The sequence below is a fragment of the Achromobacter sp. ACM01 genome (genome assembly GCF_014851745.1).
In the GTDB taxonomy this organism is placed as follows: domain Bacteria; phylum Pseudomonadota; class Gammaproteobacteria; order Burkholderiales; family Burkholderiaceae_B; genus Achromobacter; species Achromobacter aegrifaciens.
In genome coordinates, this window is record NZ_JACVAF010000007.1 from 197,141 (window position 1) to 218,828 (window position 21,688).

19 protein-coding genes are annotated in these 21,688 nt (G+C 67.4%); 11 read left to right on the forward strand and 8 right to left on the reverse strand.

Annotated elements, in window-relative coordinates:
* Positions 1–30: 30 nt before the first annotated feature.
* A complete protein-coding gene (locus IB268_RS27315) occupies positions 31–1,800 on the reverse strand; it encodes an acyl-CoA dehydrogenase (RefSeq protein ID WP_192355108.1) in 1,770 nt (589 codons plus the stop codon).
* Between the two features lie 37 nt (positions 1,801–1,837).
* Positions 1,838–3,493 carry an acyl-CoA synthetase gene (locus IB268_RS27320; protein WP_192353222.1) on the reverse strand — a complete coding sequence of 552 codons (1,656 nt, stop codon included), beginning with the start codon at positions 3,491–3,493 and terminating at the stop codon, positions 1,838–1,840.
* Between the two features lie 162 nt (positions 3,494–3,655).
* On the opposite strand from IB268_RS27320, the gene IB268_RS27325 reads away from it, so the two are divergent.
* The gene (locus IB268_RS27325; RefSeq protein ID WP_054458159.1) at positions 3,656–4,366 is read left to right on the forward strand and encodes a Crp/Fnr family transcriptional regulator; all 711 of its coding nucleotides are present in this window, start codon (positions 3,656–3,658) and stop codon (positions 4,364–4,366) included.
* A gap of 10 nt (positions 4,367–4,376) precedes the next feature.
* Here the strand turns inward: IB268_RS27325 and IB268_RS27330 are convergent, their stop codons facing one another.
* Together IB268_RS27330 and IB268_RS27335 are read right to left on the reverse strand one after the other, a co-directional pair.
* Entirely contained in the window at positions 4,377–5,081 is a 705-nt protein-coding gene (locus tag IB268_RS27330; protein ID WP_175182302.1) for an aspartate/glutamate racemase family protein, read from the reverse strand.
* A complete protein-coding gene (locus IB268_RS27335) occupies positions 5,078–5,536 on the reverse strand; it encodes a MarR family winged helix-turn-helix transcriptional regulator (RefSeq protein WP_119452062.1) in 459 nt (152 codons plus the stop codon). The genes IB268_RS27330 and IB268_RS27335 overlap by 4 nt, the downstream gene beginning before the upstream one ends.
* 239 nt (positions 5,537–5,775) lie before the next feature.
* Between IB268_RS27335 and IB268_RS27340 the strand changes: the two genes are divergently transcribed.
* Both IB268_RS27340 and IB268_RS27345 read left to right on the forward strand, forming a co-directional pair.
* Positions 5,776–8,061 carry a nitric-oxide reductase large subunit gene (locus IB268_RS27340; protein WP_192355128.1) on the forward strand — a complete coding sequence of 762 codons (2,286 nt, stop codon included), beginning with the start codon at positions 5,776–5,778 and terminating at the stop codon, positions 8,059–8,061.
* An 86-nt stretch (positions 8,062–8,147) separates the two neighbouring features.
* Positions 8,148–9,029, forward strand: coding sequence for an SUMF1/EgtB/PvdO family nonheme iron enzyme (locus tag IB268_RS27345; RefSeq protein ID WP_192355109.1), 882 nt, complete (start codon positions 8,148–8,150; stop codon positions 9,027–9,029).
* Positions 9,030–9,046: 17 nt separating this feature from the next.
* Here IB268_RS27345 and IB268_RS27350 read toward each other — a convergent pair whose 3' ends face one another.
* A complete protein-coding gene (locus IB268_RS27350; RefSeq protein WP_192327139.1) occupies positions 9,047–9,871 on the reverse strand; it encodes a Crp/Fnr family transcriptional regulator in 825 nt (274 codons plus the stop codon).
* 156 nt (positions 9,872–10,027) lie between these two features.
* On the opposite strand from IB268_RS27350, the gene nirK reads away from it, so the two are divergent.
* From nirK to aceE, 3 genes are all read left to right on the forward strand, one after another.
* Entirely contained in the window at positions 10,028–11,110 is a 1,083-nt protein-coding gene (nirK, locus tag IB268_RS27355; RefSeq protein WP_088157858.1) for a copper-containing nitrite reductase, read from the forward strand.
* A gap of 82 nt (positions 11,111–11,192) precedes the next feature.
* Positions 11,193–11,519, forward strand: coding sequence for a cytochrome c5 family protein (locus tag IB268_RS27360; protein ID WP_054458155.1), 327 nt, complete (start codon positions 11,193–11,195; stop codon positions 11,517–11,519).
* A 159-nt stretch (positions 11,520–11,678) separates the two neighbouring features.
* Positions 11,679–14,342 carry a pyruvate dehydrogenase (acetyl-transferring), homodimeric type gene (gene aceE / locus IB268_RS27365; RefSeq protein ID WP_192355110.1) on the forward strand — a complete coding sequence of 888 codons (2,664 nt, stop codon included), beginning with the start codon at positions 11,679–11,681 and terminating at the stop codon, positions 14,340–14,342.
* Positions 14,343–14,349: 7 nt separating this feature from the next.
* Here aceE and IB268_RS27370 read toward each other — a convergent pair whose 3' ends face one another.
* Positions 14,350–14,973 carry a LysE family translocator gene (locus IB268_RS27370; RefSeq protein WP_192355111.1) on the reverse strand — a complete coding sequence of 208 codons (624 nt, stop codon included), beginning with the start codon at positions 14,971–14,973 and terminating at the stop codon, positions 14,350–14,352.
* 172 nt (positions 14,974–15,145) lie between these two features.
* On the opposite strand from IB268_RS27370, the gene gorA reads away from it, so the two are divergent.
* Positions 15,146–16,504, forward strand: a complete 1,359-nt coding sequence (gorA, locus tag IB268_RS27375) for a glutathione-disulfide reductase (protein ID WP_054458152.1) — start codon at positions 15,146–15,148, stop codon at positions 16,502–16,504.
* 4 nt (positions 16,505–16,508) lie between these two features.
* Here the strand turns inward: gorA and IB268_RS27380 are convergent, their stop codons facing one another.
* Positions 16,509–17,324 (reverse strand): DUF72 domain-containing protein, encoded by an 816-nt coding sequence (locus IB268_RS27380; RefSeq protein WP_192355112.1) that lies wholly within the window; start codon positions 17,322–17,324, stop codon positions 16,509–16,511.
* A gap of 151 nt (positions 17,325–17,475) precedes the next feature.
* On the opposite strand from IB268_RS27380, the gene IB268_RS27385 reads away from it, so the two are divergent.
* Complete coding sequence (locus IB268_RS27385; RefSeq protein ID WP_059380273.1) at positions 17,476–18,108, forward strand: LysE family translocator; 633 nt, start codon at positions 17,476–17,478, stop codon at positions 18,106–18,108.
* Positions 18,108–18,404: a hypothetical protein gene (locus tag IB268_RS27390; protein WP_192355113.1), complete on the forward strand. Its 297-nt coding sequence runs from the start codon at positions 18,108–18,110 to the stop codon at positions 18,402–18,404. Before IB268_RS27385 ends, IB268_RS27390 begins: the two co-directional genes overlap by 1 nt.
* Here the strand turns inward: IB268_RS27390 and IB268_RS27395 are convergent.
* Positions 18,375–19,337, reverse strand: a complete 963-nt coding sequence (locus IB268_RS27395; RefSeq protein WP_225591508.1) for a LysR family transcriptional regulator — start codon at positions 19,335–19,337, stop codon at positions 18,375–18,377. The genes IB268_RS27390 and IB268_RS27395 overlap by 30 nt on opposite strands.
* A gap of 97 nt (positions 19,338–19,434) precedes the next feature.
* On the opposite strand from IB268_RS27395, the gene IB268_RS27400 reads away from it, so the two are divergent.
* Both IB268_RS27400 and IB268_RS27405 read left to right on the forward strand, forming a co-directional pair.
* A complete protein-coding gene (locus tag IB268_RS27400) occupies positions 19,435–20,412 on the forward strand; it encodes a tripartite tricarboxylate transporter substrate binding protein (protein WP_192355114.1) in 978 nt (325 codons plus the stop codon).
* A gap of 14 nt (positions 20,413–20,426) precedes the next feature.
* Complete coding sequence (locus IB268_RS27405) at positions 20,427–21,683, forward strand: CaiB/BaiF CoA-transferase family protein (RefSeq protein ID WP_175162692.1); 1,257 nt, start codon at positions 20,427–20,429, stop codon at positions 21,681–21,683.
* The last annotated feature ends 5 nt before the right edge of the window (positions 21,684–21,688 follow it).

Consider the following 21,688-nt stretch of genomic DNA (forward strand, 5'->3'; position numbering starts at 1 on the left):
CAAGGGCCCGCCGCAACACACCATAGACAGTTACGGCTGCACCTCATATTCCCCAGACCCAAGCACCACCGCCGCCATCCCCGGCGCCTGGCTCAGCTTATGCAACGCATAGCACTGCGCAGTCGCGATCTTTGCATCGTGGAAAACAGGATCTTCCTCGCGCAGATCCAAGCTCGCCAGCAGCGCCCGAGCCATCTGCCAGCCGGCAAACGTGGTGCCCGCCAGCAGCAGATAAGGCACGGCGGCCGCGAACACCGCGTTGGGACGGCTGGCGGCGTTGGCCAGCACGAAGTCGATGGCGTCGGCCAGCGCCGCGCGGGCCTGGCGCAGCGGCGTCAACATCAGGCGGGCAGCGGATTCGCTGCGGGCTTCCAGCGCCGCTTCGGTCTTGCCGACTTCCGCCAGCAGGGCGCGGGCGACTGCGCCGCCGTCGCGCAGGGTCTTGCGGCCCACCAGGTCGTTGGCCTGGATCGCCGTGGTGCCTTCGTAGATCGTGAGGATGCGCGCGTCGCGGTAGTATTGCGCCGCGCCGGTTTCCTCGATGAAGCCCATGCCGCCGTGCACCTGCACGCCCAGGCTGGCCACGTCGATGGACATCTCGGTGCACCAGCCCTTGACGATCGGCACCAGGTATTCCTGCACCGCCAGATGGCGCTTGCGGGCTTCGGTGTCCGGGCTGGCGTGCGCCAGATCGGCGTGGCCCGCGGTGTAGTAGGCCAGCGCGCGGCCGGCCTCGGTCAGGGCGCGCATCGTGCCCAGCATGCGCCGCACGTCGGGGTGCTGGATGATGGCCACCGCGTCCTTGGACGAACCATCCACCGGGCGGCTCTGCACGCGCTCGGCGGCATAGGCCAGCGCGTGCTGGTGGGCGCGGTCGGCGACGGCCACGCCCTGCACGCCTACCGCATAGCGCGCGGCATTCATCATGATGAACATGGCGTCCAGGCCGCGGTTTTCCTGTCCCACCAGATAGCCCAGCGCGCCGCCCGCGTCGCCGAACTGCAGCGTGCAGGTGGGACTGGCCTTGATGCCCAGCTTGTGTTCGATCGACACGCAATGGACATCGTTGCGCGCGCCCAGCGTGCCGTCTTCGTTGACCAGGAACTTGGGCACCAGGAACAGCGAAATGCCTTTGACGCCTTCTGGTGCGTCGGGCAGGCGCGCCAGCACCAGGTGCAGGATGTTCTCGGCCAGATCGTGTTCGCCGTAGGTGATGAAGATCTTGGTGCCCGAGATGCGGTAGGTGCCGTCGCCCACGGGTTGCGCGCGTGACCGCACCATGGCCAGGTCCGAGCCTGCCTGTGGCTCGGTCAGGTTCATGGTGCCGGTCCAGCGTCCGGAAATCATGGGCTCGATGAAGCGCTGCTTCAGTTCAGGCGAACCCGCCGTCAGCAGCGCCTCGATCGCGCCATTGGTCAGCAGCGGGCACAACGCGAACGACAGGTTGGCGGCGTTCAGCATTTCCGAGCAGGGTGAACCGATCAGGCCGGGCAGGCCCTGGCCGCCGTATTCCACCGGATGCGTCATGCCTTGCCAGCCGGCCTCCGCGTACATGTCGAAGGCTTGCTTGAAGCCAGGCGAAGTGGTGACGGCGCCGTCGCGCCAGGAGCTGGGCTCGCGGTCGGCTGCATGGTTCAGCGGCGCCAGCACGTCGCCGGCATAGCGCGCGGATTCTTCCAGCACGGCCTGGGTGGTGTCGGGCGTGGCTTCCTCGAAGCCGGGCAGCGCGGCAACTTGCGGCAGGCCCGCAAGGTGGTTCAGCACGAACAGCATGTCTTTCACGGGGGCTTGGTACGTCATGGCGTCGGAGCTCCTGGATGGGATGGAAACGTGGGATTCAACCGGCCTTGCCGGGGCCGGCCACGTCGATGGCCTTGGTCGCGCCGACGGCGGCGCGCAGTTCGAATTTCTGGATCTTGCCGGTGGAGGTCTTGGGCAGTTCGCCGAAGCGCACCGCGCGCGGCACCTTGAAGCCGGGCAGCAGCAGCTTGCAGTGCGCGATGATCTCTTCGGCGGTGGCGCTGCAGCCGGGCTTGAGTTCGACGAAGGCGCAAGGGGTTTCGCCCCATTTGGGGTCGGGCATGGCTACTACGGCCACCGCCGCCACCGCGGGATGGCGGTAGAGCGCGTCTTCCACTTCGATGCTGGAGATGTTCTCGCCGCCGGAAATGATGATGTCCTTGCTGCGGTCCTTGATGCGGACGTAGCCGTCGGCCGTCATCACGCCCAGGTCGCCGGTGCGGAACCAGCCGCCGGCGAAAGCCTGTTCGGTGGCGCGTTCGTTCTTCAGATAGCCCTTCATGCAGATGTTGCCGCGGAACATGACTTCGCCCACGGTCTGCTCGTCGGCCGGCACCTCTTCCATGGTGTCGGGATCGCGCACGGACACGCCCGCCTGCAGGTGGTAGCGCACGCCCTGGCGCGCATTGCGCAGCGCGCGTTCTTCCTCGTCCAGCGCGTCCCAGGCTTCCTGGCGGGCGCACACGGCTGCGGGTCCATAGACTTCGGTCAGACCGTACACATGGGTCAATTCGAAACCGATGTCGCGCATCTTGGCGATGACGGCGGGCGCGGGCGCGGCGCCCGCCACCATGGTGCGCACTGTGTGGTCGATGCCGGCGCGCAGTTCGGCCGGCGCGTTGGCCAGCGCGCTCTGCACGATGGGCGCGCCGCAATAATGGGTGACGCCTTCATTGCGGATCAGGTCGAACACGGTCTGCGGATCGAACTTGCGCAGGCACACGTTGACGCCGGCGCGCGCGGCGACCGTCCAGGCAAAGCACCAGCCGTTGCAGTGGAACAGCGGCAGGGTCCACAGATAGACCGGATGCTTGGGCATGTCCCATTCGAGGATGTTGCTGATGGCGTTCAGGTAGGCGCCGCGGTAGTGGTAGACCACGCCCTTGGGATCGCCGGTGGTGCCGGACGTGTAATTCAGTGCGATGGCGTCCCATTCGTCCGCGGGGGGCTTCCAGTCGTAGCGGGCTGGGGCGCCGGCCAGGAAGGCTTCGTAATCGACCGCGCCGGGCAGCTCCGCCGGGGCGGTTTCCAGGTCGTGCACCGAAATGAGCTTCAGGTGCGGGAACTCGGCCCGGGCGCGCTGGGCGAGTTCGGCGTACTCCGTGTCCACGATCAGCGCCTGCGCTTCGCCGTGGCCCAGCATGAACAGCACGCTGGGGGTGTCCAGGCGGGTATTCAGGGTATTGAGCACCGCGCCCAGCATGGGCACGCCGAAATGGGCTTCGACCATGGCGGGAATGTTGGGCAGCATCACGGCCACGGTGTCGCCGCGCTTGATGCCGGCTTGCGCCAGCGCGCCGGCCAGGCGCTGCGCGCGCTCGTAGGTCTGGGCCCAGTTGCGCCGCACCTCGCCGTGGACGATGGCCAGCCGCTGGCCATAGACCTGGGCTGCGCGCGCGATGAAATCCACCGGGGTCAGGGCTTCGTAGTTGGCGTCGCGGCGCTCAAGGCCGCGGTCGAACATACCGCTCATGCTTGTCTCCAGTTGGGACGCGCAGGCGTCCCTTATCCGTGTGCGGGGAGTTTGATCCCCGTCGCTTGCCCTAGCTTACGGGGCCGCCGAAAATGCTGTCTGTCACCTGCATGACAGACGGCCGGCCGACCTGGCTTCCCCAAGTTTTACACAGTTATTCCCATGTCCGACGTTTCAAACATCGTTTCCGCCGAGGAACTGGCCGGCCTGTTCGGATCCTGTGCCTGGTTTACCGCGCTGGAGGCCCGCCACCAGGATCTGGTGCTGGCGACCGCGCGCGCCGAACACGTGCCCAACGGCGCCTGGATCGCGCGGCGCAATGCGCCGTCGGACTATTGGCTGGGCGTGCACACGGGTCTGTTGAAGCTGGCCATCTACAACGAATCGGGCCGCAGCTGCACCTTTTCGGGCGTGCCGCCGGGCGGCTGGTTCGGCGAGGGCAGCGTCATCAAGCGCGAACTGCGCAAGTACGACGTGGTGGCGATCCAGCCGTCGCTGGTGTTGCTGGTGCCTACGGCCACCTTCCATGCGCTGTTGTCGGCCAGTCTGCCTTTTTCGCATTTCGTCATCGGCCAGTTGAACAACCGCATGGGCGAGTTCATCGCTTCCATCCAGAACCACCGTTTGCTGGATGCGGACGCGCGCGTGGCGCAGTCGCTGGCGCAGCTGTTCAATCCGCAGCTGTATCCGTCCACCGATCTGACGCTGGCGATCTCGCAGGAAGAACTAGGCTATCTGACGGGCCTGTCGCGCCAGCGGGTCAACCAGGCGCTGCAGACGCTGGCCGACCAGGGCATCCTGGCGCTGGCCTACAACCAGATCAAGGTGCTGGACCTGGAGCGCTTGCGCCAATACGGCCTGGACCAGATCTGAGGGCGCCGGATCAGGCGCCGCGCAAGGCGCGGGTGAGCGCGGCGCGCGCCAGGATGCGGGTCGAATCCAGCGTGGGCAGGGCCGAATTGCCGTCGTTCAGCACCAGCGGCAACTCGGTGCAGCCCAGTACCACGGCGTCGCAGCCAGCCTCGCGCAGGCGCTCGATCACGGCTTGCAGCTTCGCCACGGATTCCGGCTTGAACACGCCGTACACCAGTTCATCCATGATGACGCGGGCCAGCGTGTCGCGGTCCGCTTGCGCCGGCCGCAACCATTGCAGCCCGCGCGCTTCCAGCTTGTCCGGATAGACGCTGCTGTCCACCAGCCAGCGCGTGCCCAGGATGCCGATGCGGCGCAAGCCGCGCGCCTGGGCCTCGGCCGCGACCTCTTCGGCGATATGCAGCCAGGGCAGGGGCGACTGCGGCAGCACATGGTCCAGCGCCTGGTGGATGGTGTTGTCCGGGCAGATCAGGAAATCCGCGCCCGCGCGCGCCAGCTTGCCCGCCGACGACTGCATCAGCGCGCCCACCCCGGCCAGGTCGGCCTGGTCCAGGCAGGCGACATAGTCCGCCAGCGAATGCGTGTGCAGCGAAATCTCCGGGTGCGCGTGCGGGCCCAGGCGCTGGGCGCCTTCCGCGCACAGCGTGCGGTAGCAAAGCGCGGCGCCTTCCGCCGAGCAGGCGACGATGCCGATGTGCAGGGGCGTGGCGTTCATTCAGCAGACTCCTTGTTGGATGCGCGCACGTGGCGCGCGATGTCCAGGAAGCTCGCCGCCATGGCGTCTTGCTGCGCCTGCGGCAGCCGCGACAGGAACAGTTCGTCGACGGCGGGGCCGTAGACCTTCCACATCTCGCGGCGCAGCGCGCGGCCCTTGGGCGTGAGGCGGGCGTAGGTGGCGCGGCGGTCTTCGTCCGAGCGGAAGCGTTCGACCAGGCCTTCGGCCTCGATGCGGTCCATCAGGCGCGTCAGGTTGTAGCGCGCGATCACCATGCGCTCGGCGATCTCGAACATCCTGGCCGTGCCGTCGGGCGCGCGCTCCAGCGCCCATAAGGCGTCATACCAGGCCAGCGGCGGCAGGCCGGCGGCTGACAGGCGCTTTTCGATTTCTTCCACTACCAGCGCATGCGCGGTCAGGAAGAGGCTCCACGCATCGGGCTTGCCCGTGGCCATGCGGTCGGTTCCTTTGAAAGAGGTGGGAATGCTGCGGGGATTGTAAGAGGCGGGCGCCAGGCGCGACGCCGGCATTTCGCGGTCCAAACAACCCTTTATTGGTGATTTATACCCTGGCTGGCCACGGTGAAAAAAACCGTTTGAATTGCAATGCCATGATTTTCATGGGATTTTTCCTGGCACGGAATTCGCATATGGGTACGTACCCCAAAACCGCAACACTGGAGGGCGTTCCCATCATGGGTCCGTATCGGAAATTATGGTTCACCTTGATCGCCGTATTGGCGGTCACGTTCGCATTGCTGGGCTTCTACGGCGGCGAGGTCTATCGCCAGGCGCCGCCGATTCCCGGGCAGGTCGTGACGACCGACGGCAAACCGCTGTTCGGCCGCGACGACATCCTGGACGGCCAGACGGCCTGGCAATCGGTCGGCGGCATGCAGCTGGGATCGGTCTGGGGACACGGCGCCTACCAGGCGCCGGACTGGACGGCCGACTGGCTGCACCGTGAACTGACCGCCTGGCTGGACCTGGCCGCGCGCGAGCAGCACGGCCGGGACTATGCGCAGCTGGACGCGGGCGCCCAGGCAGCGTTGCGCGCGGAACTGAAGGCCGAATACCGCGCCAACCGCAGCGACGCCGCCACCGACACGCTGGCGGTGAGTCCGCGGCGCGCGCGCGCCATGGCGCAGACCGCCGCCTATTACGACCAGCTGTTCTCCGACGCGCCCGCGCTGCACCGCAGCCGCGAAAATTTCGCGATGAAGGAAAACACGCTGCCCGACGCCGCGCGCCGCACCCAGCTCACGCATTTCTTCTTCTGGACGGCATGGGCCGCGGCCACCGAGCGCGAAGGCAAGGCGGTCACCTACACCAACAACTGGCCGCATGAACCCCTGATCGACAACGTGCCCAGCGCCGAGAACGTCATGTGGTCCATCCTCAGCGTGGTGGTGCTGCTGGCCGGCATCGGCTTCCTGGTCTGGGCCTGGGCTTTCCTGCGCGGCAAGGAAGACGACGAGCCGCTGGCGCCCGCCAAGGACCCGCTGACCACTTTCGCCCTGACGCCGTCGCAGCGCGCCTTGGGCAAGTACCTGTTCCTGGTGGTGGCGCTGTTCGGCTTCCAGGTGCTGCTGGGCGCCTTCACCGCGCACTACACCGTCGAAGGGCAGAAGTTCTATGGCGTCGACCTGTCGCGGTGGTTCCCGTATTCGCTGGTGCGCACCTGGCATATCCAGAGCGCGCTGTTCTGGATCGCCACGGGCTTCCTGGCCGCCGGCCTGTTTCTGGCGCCGTTGATCAACGGCGGGCGCGATCCCAAGTTCCAGAAGCTTGGCGTCGACATCCTGTTCTGGGCGCTGGTGCTGGTGGTGGTCGGATCGTTCACCGGGAACTACCTCGCGATCGCGCAGATCATGCCGCCGGACCTGAACTTCTGGCTGGGCCACCAGGGCTATGAATACGTGGACCTGGGCCGCCTGTGGCAGATCGGCAAGTTCGCCGGCATCTGCTTCTGGCTGGTGCTGATGCTGCGCGGCATCGTGCCGGCGCTGCGCACGCCGGGCGGGGACAAGAACCTGCTGGCGCTCCTGACCGCTTCGGTCGGCGCCATCGGCCTGTTCTACGGCGCCGGCTTCTTCTACGGCGAACGCACGCACCTGACGGTGATGGAGTACTGGCGCTGGTGGATCGTGCACCTGTGGGTGGAAGGCTTCTTCGAAGTCTTCGCGACCACGGCGCTGGCCTTCATCTTCTCCACGCTGGGCCTGGTGTCGCGCCGCATGGCCACCACGGCCAGCCTGGCCTCGGCCTCGCTCTTCATGCTGGGCGGCATACCCGGCACCTTCCATCACCTGTACTTCGCCGGCACTACCACGCCCGTGATGGCCATCGGGGCCAGCTTCTCGGCGCTGGAAGTGGTGCCGCTCATCGTGCTGGGGCATGAGGCCTGGGAGAACTGGCGCCTGAAGACCCGCGCGCCCTGGATGGAAAACCTGAAGTGGCCGCTGATGTGCTTCGTCGCCGTGGCCTTCTGGAACATGCTGGGCGCGGGCGTCTTCGGCTTCATGATCAACCCGCCCGTTTCGCTGTACTACATCCAGGGTCTGAACACCACGCCGGTGCACGCGCACGCGGCCCTGTTCGGCGTGTATGGCTTCCTGGCGCTGGGCTTCACCCTGCTGGTGCTGCGCTACATCCGTCCGCAGTACGCGCTGAGCCCCGGTTTGATGAAGCTGGCGTTCTGGGGCATGAACCTGGGCCTCGCGCTGATGATCTTCACCAGCCTGCTGCCGGTGGGGCTGATCCAGTTCCACGCCAGCGTCAGCGAGGGCATGTGGTACGCCCGCAGCGAAGGCTTCATGCAGCAGGAGCTGCTGCAGAACCTGCGCTGGGGCCGCACCTTCGGCGACGTGGTGTTCCTGCTGGGCGCGCTGGCCATCGTGATGCAGGTGATCCTGGGCCTTCTGAGCGGCAAGCCCGCGCAGGCCGAGCCGCGCCTGCAGGCCAAGGCGGCGCGCGGGTAGCGGCGCGCGGCGCGCGGCGAGCGGCGCGCGGCGAGCGTCGGGCTCTTTGCTTCAGCGCAAAGAGCCCGGCCGCGGCAGCCGGTCCAATGGAATCCAGCCCGCGCCCGACCGGCGCGGGCATTCCGGAGAACCGCCGCATGCGCATCCTGCCGACCGTCATCGTTTCATTGCTGTTGACCGCTTGCGGGCCCCAGGACGGGGTCCGTTTTGCGTTGCCGGAAATCACGCGGCTGCCGCCGGGCGAGGTGAGCTACGTGCCGCCGGGCGAGGCCTTGCGCAACGGCTATCCCGCCACGCCCGCGCCGCGCGTCGCGCGCTATCCGGATGGCCTGGTCATCATGACACGACAGGTCAGCCAGGCCGAATACGCAGCGTGCGTGGAGGCCGGCGCATGCAAGGCGTTGGATCCCGCGCAGCGCCAGGCGGTTGCGCCCGACCTGCCCGCGGTAGGCATCAGCTGGACCGACGCGGTTGCCTATGCTGCGTGGCTGTCCGAACGCACCGGCAGGCGCCTGCGCCTGCCCAGCTATGCCGAATGGGTCTACGCGGCGGGCGAAGCCTATCGCGCGGACGTCTTGCCGGCCTTGCCCGATGGCAGCGACCCGGCGCAGCGCTGGCTGGCGGAATACGAACAACAGAGCCTGCGCGGCGCGCAGGGCGACGTCACGGTGCGCGCCTTCGGCGCCTATGGCCGCAACCGCGCCGGCCTGATGGACATGGCGGGCAGCGTGTGGGACTGGACCGACGATTGCCATGCGCGGCGCGTGCTGGACGGGCTGCGCGATGGCGCAAGCGGCAATGCGGCGCAGGAGCAGGAGCAGGAAAGCCGCAACTGCGGCATACGCGTCGCGGCCGGCAGGCACGTCGCGTATCTGCCCGATTTCATCCGCGACCCCAAGGGCGGCGCGTGTTCGGTCGGCGTGCCGCCCGCCAACCTGGGGCTGCGGCTGGTGCTGGAACCCGGCTAGGCCGCGTTGCCTGCGCGCTATGCGCCGGTCAGCTCGGCGCTCGCGTCGCAGGCCTCGTCCGCGGCCGGCGACCCGTGGCGACAGGACAGGCAGGCCGAGCAATCCACGGCGGGCGCGGCGTGCTCGCCCAGGCGGGCCAAGGCGGCGGGCGAGCGCAGCACCACGCGCTTGCGTCCGGCCGAGACGATGCCGCGCTGCTTCCAGTCGCTGAGCAGCCGGCTGACCGTGTGCAAGGTGGTGCCGGTCATTTCGGCGATGTCCTGGCGGGTGATGGGAAAGCCGATGCCGATGCCGTCCTGCATGGGCTGGCCGGATTGCTGCACCAGCCTCAGGATGGCGCGCGCGACCCGTTGCTCGACTTCATCGGTGGACAGCTCCTGGATGCGGACGTGCGCGTCCTGCAAGCGCTGTCCCATGGTTTGCAGTGCGGCCGCGCCCAACTGGGGATGGCAGGCGATGAAGCGTTCCCAGGCCGTGGCCGGCCACGCCAGGCAGACGCTTTCCTGTACGGTCTGCACCGTAGCCGGATAGCAGGGCTGCCGCATGGCGCAGGCCAGCCCGAACATGTCGCCGGGATTCACGTAGCGCACCACGACCTGTTCGCCCTCCGGCGTCAGCTGCGCCACCTTCAGGCAGCCATGCAGCAGCACGAAAAAATGCGCGGCAGCGGCGCCCTGGCGATAGGCCAAGGCGCCGGCCTCCAGGCGGCAAGGCACCGCGCCGCGCAGCGCGGCGTCCAGCTGCGCATCGGACAAGGGCCTGAACAGATCCAGGTTGCGAAGCAGGGCATGGCACAGGGGCGACGACGCCGCAGGCTGCCCGGAAGCGTGTGGAGGGTCCATGCCTTGATGGTGACATCGCGGCCGCGCGGCGGCAATGCACGGCGGCTCGCAAGCTGGTCTGAAGTTTGCGCTACAGCAAAGAACGCAAAAGGTGGCGAGCCTTCAATGGAAGCGCCGACAGACTCGGCGTTGCAGAAACCCGAACAGGAGTTGCACATGAACGCTTTGCGCCCCACCTTGCTTGCCATGGCATTGATCGCAGCGATGGCGGGCGGCCCGGCAGCCGCCCAGAACGCCGATCAGCTGGAACGCGCCAAGGTTGCGCTGGTCGCCCCGCCCATGGTCCACCCGCATGAGCAGGTGGCCCGTTCGGGTCCCAAGGTGATCGAATTCACGATGACCATCGAGGAGAAGAAGATGGTCATCGATGACAAGGGCACGACCTTGCAGGCAATGACGTTCAACGGGTCCATGCCCGGTCCGACCCTGGTGGTGCATGAAGGCGATTATGTCGAACTGACCCTGGTCAATCCGGCCACCAACGCCATGCCGCACAACGTGGATTTCCACGCCGCCACCGGCGCGCTGGGCGGGGCCAAGCTCACCAACGTGAACCCGGGCGAGCAGGCCACGCTGCGCTTCAAGGCGGATCGCAGCGGCACCTTCGTCTACCACTGTGCGCCCGAAGGCATGGTGCCCTGGCACGTGGTGGCGGGCATGAGCGGCACGCTGATGGTGCTGCCGCGCGACGGCCTGAAGGATCCGCAGGGCAAGCCGCTGCGCTACGATCGTGCCTACACCATAGGCGAGTTCGACCTGTACATCCCCAAGGACGCGAACGGCAAATACAAGGACTACGCGACCCTGGCGGAAAGCTATGGCGACACGGTCGAAGTCATGCGCACGCTGACGCCGTCGCACATCGTCTTCAATGGCAAGGTCGGGGCCTTGACGGGGGCGAACGCGCTCACGGCCAAGGTCGGCGAGACGGTGCTCCTGATCCATTCGCAGGCCAATCGCGATACGCGCCCGCATCTGATCGGCGGCCATGGCGACTGGGTCTGGGAAACCGGCAAGTTCGCCAACCCGCCGCAGAAGGACCTGGAGACCTGGTTCATCCGCGGCGGTTCGGCGGGCGCGGCGCTCTACACCTTCAAGCAGCCCGGCGTGTACGCCTACCTGAACCACAACCTGATCGAAGCCTTCGAACTGGGCGCGGCCGGGCATATCAAGGTCGAGGGCAAATGGAATGACGACCTGATGAAGCAGATCAAGGCGCCGGGTCCGATCCCGCGCTGAGCGCGGCGGCAGGGCGCGCGTGGCGCGCCTTGCCCTTGTCTATCCGCTACGCCGTCACGCTTTTTCCTTTCGGAGCCTTGCCATGTCCTCGCTGTATCGAATTGCGTTCGCCGCCGCCCTGGCCAGCCTGCCCGTCGCGCAAGCGGGGGCCGAGTCGCTGGCCGCCATCAACCCCGCGGGCGAAAAGCTCTACAAGTCCGCCTGTGTCGTATGCCACGCCAGCGGGGTCGCCAATGCGCCCAGGCTGGGCGACAAGCAAGCCTGGTCACCCTTTATTGCGCAGGGCACGGACGCGCTGTTGGCCACCGTGCTCAAGGGCAAGGGCGCGATGCCGCCGCGCGGCGGCTCGTCCGCGGACGAACCGACCCTGAGGGCCGCGGTGGAATTCATGATGGCTGCGTCCCGCTAGCGGGGAGGGCCTGGGGACCTGTCCTGAAATAGTTGCACTTGCAATTATTAGAATTCCTCCATACGATTGCAATTGCACATGATGCAATTGCAATTCACGATGCGAAATGACGGCGGCCGTACACCGGGATGCCGCCTTCGCGCCCACCAGGAGGACGCCATGGACACCCCGATAGAACCGACCGACGCCGACCCGCAGGAAACCCAGGAATGGCTGGAGGCCATGCAGGCCGTGCTGGCCCACGAGGGCCGGCCGCGCACCCACTATCTGCTGGACCAACTGATCGGCCAGGACCGCGCCGGCCACGGCGGCTATGCCGCGCCGAACGCCACGCCCTACGTCAACACGATCCGGCCGGCGGAGCAGGGTTCGTTTCCGGGCGACATGGGCATCGAGCTGCGGCTGGACGCCTATCTGCGCTGGAACGCCATGGCCATGGTGCTGCGCGCGGGCAAGACCTCGGGCGTGGGCGGACACATCGCGACCTACGCCTCGGCCACGACGCTGTACGAAACCGGCTTTCGCCACTTCTTCCGTGCGGCCACGCCGGACTTCCTGGGTGACATGCTGTACATCCAGGGCCATTCCGCGCCCGGCATCTATGCGCGCGCCTATCTGGAGGGCCGCATTTCCGAGGAAGAACTCGACCGCTTCCGGCGCGAGACGGCCGGCGGCGGGCTGGCGTCCTATCCGCATCCGCGCACCATGCCCGGGTTCTGGCAGTTTCCGACCGTGTCGATGGGACTGGGACCGCTGATGGCCGCCTATCAGGCGCGCTACATGCGCTACCTGGAAGACCGCGAGCTGATCCCCGCGCAAGGCCGCAAGGTCTGGGGCTTTCTGGGCGACGGCGAACAGGACCAGCCCGAGACGCTGGCGGCGGTGGCGATGGCCGGGCGCGAAAAACTGGACAACCTGATCTTCGTGGTGAACTGCAATCTGCAGCGCCTGGACGGCCCGGTGCGCGGCAACGCCAAGATCATCCAGGAACTGGAAAGCGTGTACCGCGGCGCCGGTTGGAACGTCATCAAGGTGATCTGGGGAGCCGGCTGGGACGCGCTGCTGGCGCAAGACCATGACGGCCGCCTGCGCCGGCGAATGATGCAGTGCGTGGACGGCGAGTACCAGGTGTTCAAGGCGCGCGGCGGCGCATACGTGCGCGAACATTTCTTCGGCGCCGACCCGGTGCTGCTGGAGCGCGTGGCGCACCTGAGCGATGAGGAAATCGGCGCGCTCAACCGCGGCGGCCATGATCCTGCCAAGATCTATGCCGCCTACGCCTCGGCGCTGGCCTATCGTGGCCAGCCCACCGTCATCCTGGCCAAGACCGTCAAGGGCTATGGCATGGGCGCGGCGGGCGAGGCGGCCAACACCAATCACCAGCAGAAGAAGATGGCGGATCCGGCCGTGCGCGCCTTCCGCGACCGCTTCTCCATCCCGGTGCCCGACGATCTGCTGGAACAGATCCCCTACATCAAGCCCGCGCCCGGCAGCGCCGAGCGGACCTATTTCGACGCCGCGATCGCGCGCGCGGGCGGCCATCTGCCGCGGCGGCAGGCCGGACCCGGGCCGCTGGCCACGCCGCCGCTGGAGGCGTTCTCCGCGCACCTGAAGGGCAGCGACGGCCGCGAGTTCTCGACCACGATGGCCTTTGTGCGGGTGCTGGCGCAATTGCTCAAGGACCCCGCCATCGGCCAGCGCGTGGTGCCCATCGTGCCCGACGAGTCGCGCACCTTCGGCATGGACGGCATGTTCCGGCAGGTGGGCATTTATTCGCACGTGGGGCAGTTGTACACGCCGCAGGACGCAGACCAGTTGAGCGTCTACCGCGAAGACCGGCGCGGCCAGATCCTGCAGGAAGGCATCAACGAGTCGGGCGCGATGGCCTCGTGGATCGCGGCCGCCACCGCGCACAGCACGCACGGCGTGGCCACGATTCCGTTCTACATCTTCTACTCCATGTTCGGCTTCCAGCGCGTGGGCGACCTGGCCTGGGCGGCGGGCGACATCCGCGCGCGCGGCTTCCTGCTGGGCGCGACCTCCGGACGCACCACGCTGGAAGGCGAAGGACTGCAGCACGACGACGGCCACAGCCACGTGCTGGCCTCGGTCATCCCTTCATGCGTGGCCTACGACCCGGCCTATGCCTATGAAATCGCGGTGATCGTGCAGGACGGCATGCGGCGCATGTACCAGGAGGAGGAAGACGTCTTCTATTACCTGACGCTGATCAACGAGAAGACCGCGCATCCGCCCATGCCGCAGGGCGCCGAGGAGGGCATCCTGCGCGGCATGTACCGCCTGCGCGAAGGCGGCGACGGCGCGCTGCGGGTGCAGTTGCTGGGCAGCGGCGCGATCCTGGGCGAAACGCTGGCGGCGGCAGAGCTGCTGCGGCAGGACTTCGGCGTGGCGGCCGACGTCTGGAGCGTGACCAGCTATTCGGAACTGGGCCGCGACGGCCAGGAAGCCGAACGCTGGAGCCGCCTGCATCCGCTGGAGAACAGGCGCGCCGGCTACGCGGAGACGGTCCTGGCGGACAGCGAGGGGCCGGTGGTGGCCGCCACCGACTACATGAAGACGGTGGCCGAACAGATACGTCCGTTCATGCAGGACCGCCGCTATGTCACGCTGGGGACCGACGGCTTTGGCCGGTCAGACACGCGGGCAGCCCTGCGGGCCTACTTCGAGGTGGACCGGCATCACATCGCGCTGGCGGCCCTGAAGGCGCTGGCGGACGACGGACTGATGCCGCACGAGCGCGCGGCCGACGCCATCGCCCGCTACGGCATCGACCCGGAGGCCGTGTCCGCGGCGCGGCCCTAGGGGCAGGCTAGACGCGCCGCGCCAGCAAGGCCCAGATCCCGGCGGCGGACAGCAGGGCGCCGCCGCCCAGGTTGAAGCCGCGCTGGGCGCGGGGCGAGGCCAACAGGCGCCGGGCGGACCCGGCAAAGATGGCATAGGCCGTGGCGTTGATGCCGGCGCAGGCAACGAAGGTGGCCGACAGGATCCAGAGCTGGCGCGTCACGTCGCCCGCCGGATCGATGAACTGCGGCAGGAAAGCCACGAAGAAGATGATGCCCTTGGGGTTCAGCGCCGTCACCAGATAGGTGTTGGCGAACAGCTTCCAGCGCGAACCGGACGCGCCGGCGGCGGGCAGGGTCGCCGGCGACACGCCGGCGCGCAGCAGCCTGAAGCCCAGGTACAGCAGGTACAGGCCGCCCACGATCTTGACCACCGTGAACCAGAACGCCGACGCCGCCAGCAGGGCGCCCAGGCCCAGCAGCGACAGCAGCAGGGCGGTGGAGTCGCCCAGCGCCACCGCCAGCACCAGCGGCAGGCGTGCGCGCCGGCCTTGCGCAATGGAGTAGCTGATGACGGTGAGTATCGTGGGGCCGGGCAGCATCACGAGGAGGGCGGACGCGCCCAGGAAGGCCAGCCAGGTTTCAAGCGACATGGGATCTGCTCCAGGGGTGGGGCTGCGCGCGGCGGCCAGCCTGCGGGCCACTGTATAGCAATCGCGGCCGCCTGCAAACCGGACGTGGCCGGGCGCGCGCGCCGGGTGGTGTTAAATACGGTTTTCCCCGGACAGTGAGCGCGGGCCTGCAAGGGCGCGCGAAGGAAACATCATGGCATTCGATTTTGATCTGTTTGTGATCGGCGCGGGCTCCGGCGGCGTGCGCGCGGCGCGTTTCGCGGCGGGCTTCGGCGCGCGCGTGGCGGTGGCGGAAAGCCGCTACCTGGGCGGCACCTGCGTGAACGTGGGCTGCGTGCCCAAGAAGCTGCTGGTCTATGGCGCGCACTACAGCGAGGACTTCGAGCAGGCCCGCGGCTTCGGCTGGAACGCCGGCGAGCCCAGCTTCGACTGGCCCACGCTGATCGCGAACAAGAACCGGGAAATCGAACGTCTTAACGGCATTTATCGCAATTTGCTGGTCAATAGCGGCGTGACCCTGCTGGAAGGCCACGCCCGCATCCTCGATCCGCACACGGTCGAAATCAACGGCAAATCCTACCGCGCCGCCAATATCCTGGTGGCGACCGGCGGCTGGCCCCAGGTGCCGGACATTCCGGGCAAGGAACACGCCACCACGTCGAACGAAGCCTTCTTCCTGAAGGAACTGCCGCGCCGCGTGCTGGTGGTGGGCGGCGGCTATATCGCCGTGGAATTCGCCTCCATTTTCAACGGCATGGGCGCGCAGACCACGCAGGTCTACCGTGGTCCGTTGTTCCTGCGCGGCTTTGACCAGGGCGTGCGCGAGCATCTGCGCGACGAACTGGTGAAAAAGGGCATCGACCTGCGCTTCAATTCGGAAGTGACGCGCATCGACAAGCAGGCCGACGGCACGCTGGCCGCCACGCTGAAGGACGGCTCCGTGGTCGAGGCCGATTGCGTGTTCTACGCCACTGGCCGCCGGCCCATGCTGGACAACCTGGGCCTGGAGAACACGGCGGTCAAGCTGGGCAAGGGCGGTTTCATCGAGGTGGACGACGAATACCGCACGGCCGAGCCTTCCATCCTGGCCATCGGCGACGTGATCGGCCGGGTGCCGCTGACGCCCGTGGCGCTGGCCGAAGGCATGGCGGTGGCGCGGCGCCTGTTCCGTCCCGAGGAATACCGCAAGGTCGACTACCAGCTGATTCCGACCGCCGTGTTCAGCCTGCCGAACATCGGCACGGTGGGCATGACGACGGAAGAGGCGCGCGCCGCCGGCCACGAGGTCAAGCTGTTCGAAAGCCGCTTCCGGCCCATGAAGCTGACGCTGACCGAGTCGCAGGAAAAGACGCTGATGAAGCTGATCGTGGACGCCAAGACCGACCGCGTGCTGGGCGTGCACATGGTCGGCCCGGACGCGGGCGAGATCGTGCAGGGCATCGCGATCGCGCTGAAGGCCGGCGCGACCAAGCAGGTGTTCGACGAGACCATCGGCATCCATCCCACGGCTGCCGAAGAGTTCGTGACCCTGCGCACGCCGGTCGCCCAATAAGGCGCTACAGCCGTTCGATCATGGCGCGCGCCGCCATCGGCGCGCGTTCCTTCGCGCCATTGATGAAGAACGCAAAGACGTCTCCCGGCCGCGCCTTTTCTTCCGGGGCGCCGGTGAGCGGCAGGTCGGCCGGGTGGCCGCCGCGGGCCCAGCTGCGCAGGCGGTCCGCCCAGGCGTCCAGCGCCTTGGGCGGGTAGCCCGCCTTGTAGGCCGTGCTGGCGCGCATCAGCCGCGCATAGACGAAAGCGGCGGTACGGTCGGCGATGGACGGGTAGTCCTCGCTGTCCGTGTAGACGGTGGCCGCGCCGTGGCGCCGCGCCAGCTCCAGGTATTCCTCGCAGGCGAAGCTGTCATGGCGCACGTCCAGTACGTGGCGCAGCGGCAAGCCGTCCACCTTGTCCGGCAGCAGCGCGAGGAAGGCGCCGAAATCGTCCGCATCGAATACCTTGGTCGGCGCGAACTGCCAGACGATGGGCCCCAGCTTGGGGCCCAGTTCGGCGATGCCGCTGTGCACGAAGCGGTGGATCGAATCCTTGGCGCCCGCCAGTTCGCGGCGGTTGGTCGCGTAGCGCGAGGCCTTCAGCGAAAACACGAAGCCTGCGGGCGTCTCATCGCGCCATTTGGCGAAGGTGGCCGGCTTCTGGGTACTGTAGTAGGTGCCGTTGATCTCGATGGCGGTGAGCTGGCTGCTGGCGTATTCCAGTTCGCGCGCATGCGGCAGGTTTTCGGGGTAGAAGACGCCGCGCCAGGGGGCGTAGGTCCAGCCGCCGATACCGATGCGGATGGCGCCGTCTTTCGGATGAGAATGCGCTTGCGGCATGGCCGGCCCTCCAGGCGTGGGAACCGGACAACTGTATCGCCGGCGCCACTGGTCCGCAAACCCCCGCCGGAAGTTCGCTGTTCCGATACAGTTTTGCGCTAAGGTGTGGATTCACGTTTCCACTTTCCGCGCGGCCCCGCGCCGGCCCATCATGCCCGACCTTACCCATCTGATGACGTTCGCCCTGGTTGCCCTGGGCATGGTGCTCACACCCGGGCCCAACATGATCTACCTGGTATCCCGTTCCATCTCGCAGGGCGCGCAGGCGGGCCTGATTTCGCTGGGGGGCGTGGCGGTCGGCTTCGTCTTCTACGTGCTCTGCGCGGCGTTCGGCATCACGGCGCTGCTGATGGCGGTGCCCTACGCCTACGACGCGCTGCGCATCGGCGGCGCGCTGTACCTGCTGTACATGGCCTGGCAGGCGCTGCGTCCGGGCGGGCGTTCGCCGTTCCAGGTGCGCGAACTGCCCAAGAGCAGCCCGCGCACGCTGTTCACGATGGGGCTGGTGACCAATCTGCTCAATCCCAAGATCGCGATCATGTACGTGTCGCTGCTGCCGCAGTTCATCCAGCCCGAGCGCGGCAGCGTGTTCACGCAGTCGCTGGCGCTGGGCATGACGCAGGTCGCGATCAGCCTGACGGTCAATGCGCTGATCGCCATCATGGCCGGTTCCATCGCCGGGTTCCTGGCGGGCCGCCCCTTGTGGATGGTGGTGCAGCGCTGGTTGATGGGTACGGTGCTGGCCGGGCTGGCGGTACGCATGCTGATGGATAACCGCCGCTGATGCAGGCCGAAGACGGTTTCTTTGCTTCCTTGGGCGGCATGCTGGGCGAGGCGCTGCGCGGGGTCGTCGCGGGCTTGAAGTGGCTGCTGGGCGGCCTGGGCCATGCCTTCGGCGATTTCTACTCGGGGCTGGCCGGCGCAATGGGCATGAGCCCGTCGATCTTCAATTTCATCCTGCTGGTGCTGGGGCTGATGTGCCTGTGGGCCGCGGTCAAGGCGCTGCTGCGCCGTTCGATCATCGGATTCCTGTTCTGGGTGATCGTCGCGCTACTGCTGCTGGGCGGACTGGGCGCCTAGCGCTTCTCCAAGCGCTTCCCGCAAGAGGTCGACGCGGGGATTGGATGGTCCCTTCCGGGTTATCAAGGCCACCACGCTGGAAGGCGGTTCCGGGTGCGCGCGTATCTGCTTGACCGCGCCCGCGGGGGCCACAGTGTCGCGGATGAGGGCCATGTCCGGCACGATGCCGATGCCCAGGCCGCTGGCGACGAACTGCACGCCGGTGGTGGGGCTGGTGGATTCCACCACGGGCAGGGGCGCGGGCAGGCCGGCATGGGTGAAGCAGTCTTCAATCAGCTTGCGGCCCATGGATCCTTCGGCCGGCATTACCCAACGTTCCCGTGCCAGGCTGGCCCAGTCCACGCGCCGCGCGCGGACCAGCGGATGGCTGGCGGCCGCAATCACCGCGAACTGCACTTCAAACAATTTGACGTACTGAAACGCGGCCGCCCCGGATCCCAGCATCTGCAGCGGGAAAGTGGAAATCAGCGCGTCGATTTCGCCCAGCTCCAGCGCGTGGAGCAGGGCGGGCACGCGTTCTTCGAGCAATTGCACGCGCATCGGCCTGGCATGGTTCACCAGTTTCTCGACCACGCCGCGCAAGTAGGTCTGCGCCAGGAAGGGCGGCGCGCCGATGCGGATCTTCGCCGCGTAGCGATCGGCGGTCTGGGCGTCGGCGCGCAGATGTCCAAGCTCTTCAAGCAACAGCGCGGCGCCGCGCAGCACCACCTCTCCTTGCGGTGTCGGTTTCAGGCCGCGCGCGGTGCGCAGGAACAAGGCAAAGCCAAACGCGCTTTCGACTTCCGTCAGCGCCTTGCTCAGCGCGGGTTGCGTCAAGTTGAGCGCCTGGCTCGCGGCGCGCAGGCTGCCCGTGCTCTGCACCACTTGCAGCATGCGCAGATGGCGAAAGCGCAGCTTGGCTACCAGATGGTCGGGTTCGATGGCGCCGGTCATGGGTTGAGATAGAACTGAAAGTTATCGCTATATCAAAATATATCAATTTTTTGATTAGCTGCGATCGCCTATCCTGCCCGCATAACAAGGAGACAACATGCAACGTCGTACTTTTTGCCTGGGCGCCCTTGGCGCGGGCATGATGTTCCGTTCCATGGCGAACGCCGCAGAGAGCTATCCGTCGCGGGCCGTGCGCGTCGTCGTGCCCTATGCCGCTGGCGGGGGACCCGACATCATGGTGCGGCAATTCGGCCCGGTGCTCGGCGCCAGGATGGGTCAGACCATCGTGGTGGAAAACAAGGTGGGCGCGGGCGGCGTGCTGGCCGCCCAATACGTGGCCCAGGCTGCGCCCGACGGCTATACCGTGCTGCTGGGTTCCAACTCGCACCTGATCCAGAAAGCCCTGCAGCCGAGCCTGATGTTCGATCCCGAGCAGGACTTTCTGCCGGTTACGGTGATCGGCGCCTCGCCCAGCGTCCTGGTCGTGTCCGCCAAGTCACCCTACCGCACGGCGCAAGACCTGATCGCCGCCCTGAAGGCGCAACCGGGCAAGATGAACTACGCCTCGGGCGGCATCGGATCGGCCGCGCATCTGGGCGGCGCGACCTTCGTCACGCTGCTGGGGGCCGAAGCCACGCACGTTCCGTTCAAGGGGTCGGTGGAGATCCCGACCTCGCTGCTGCGCGGGGACACGGATTTCGCCTTCGCCATTGCCGGGACCGCCGTGCCGCAGGTGCAGGGCGGCCGGCTGCGCGCGCTGGCCGTGACCAGCCGCGAACCCATGGCAGAGCTTGCCGGCGTGCCCACGCTGCGGGAGATCCTGGGCAGCGATCTGGCGGTCCAGGAATTCTGGTTCGCCTTCTGGCTGCCGCGCAAATCGAGCGCCGAGGTGGCCGACAAGCTCTATGGCGCAACCACGGCGTCGCTCAAGAACCCGGGCGTCAAGAGCAACTTCGAGGCGGCAGGCGTCAGCGTGATCCAAAGCGACAGCCCGGAAGCCGCCGCGTCGTTCGTGCGCAGCGAGGCCCGCAAATGGGCTGAAATCATCAAACTGACCGGCATCACCGCCGGCTGACCCGCAGGAAATCCATGGCCAAGCCTCTTGAAGGCGTACGCGTGCTCGACTTGTCGCACGTGATCGCCGGTCCTCTCGCTTCGTTTTATCTGGCGCAACTGGGCGCTGAAGTCATCAAGGTCGAACCGCCCCTGGCGGGCGAAGTCCTGCGCTCGATGAAGAACGGCGTCGACACCGACACGCCCACCGGATTCGCGGCCATCAACGCCGGCAAGCAATCGCTGGCGCTGGACATCCGGACCCGCCAGGGCGCGGACCTGCTGCGCTCGCTGGCCGCCTCGGCCGATGTGTTCATCGAAAACTTCAGGCCGGGCGTGGTGGCGCGCTACGGGCTGGACTACGCCTCGATCAAGGCGGTCAAGCCCGACATCGTGTATTGCTCCATCTCGGGCTTTGGCCAGCAAGGGGCCTGGTCGCAGCGCGGCGCCTACGACCATGTGGTCCAGGCGATGACCGGCATGATGATGATGTCGGGCGAGGGCGACGACGCGCCGCCGCTGAAAGTGGGCTTTCCGGTGATCGACGTGGCCGTGGGCATGCTGGGCGCGCTGTCCATCGTGTCGGCGCTGCATCGCAGACTGCGCGAAGGCGCCGGGCAATACATCGACGCGTCCATGGTCCAGGCCTCGCTGGCGCTGATGTACACCAACACCTGCGCCTACCTGAGCGACGGCACGCCGACGCGCCGGGTCGGCAACCGGGGCTACACCGGCAGTCCCGCGGCCGATACCTACCGCTGTGCGGACGGCTGGCTGGCGGTGGCCGCGAACACGCCGGAACAATTCCGCAAGTTGACCGCCGCCATCGGAGTGGAGGCGCTGTGCAGCGACGCCAGGGCGCTGGATCTGGATGCCTTCAACCTGCCTAACGGATTCGTGGTGCCGAACGACCGCGAGTACGTGGTGCAACGGCTGAGAGCCGCGTTTTCGACCCGCAGCGCCGCGCAGCTCGAGGACCTGCTCAGCCAGGCCGGCGTGCCCGCGGCCAAAGTGAGAAAGCTCGAGGAGTTCCTCGACGAGGCGGACGCCACCGGTTGCGTGAGCCTGCCTGATCATCGTTTTCACCAGGGTGGACGCGAGCTGCGCACGCATGGGCTAGGCTTTGCCTTCGAGCAGGACGGCGGCCCGACTCAGGCAGGCGCTCCCGCGCTGGGCGAGGGCACGCGCGAGGTGCTCAGGCGCGTGGGCCTGGACGACGCCGCGATAGCCGAGCTCGAGCGCGCCGGCGTCCTGCGGACCCAGGCCGACACCGCGCTTCCCCTGATCCCCTGAACAAC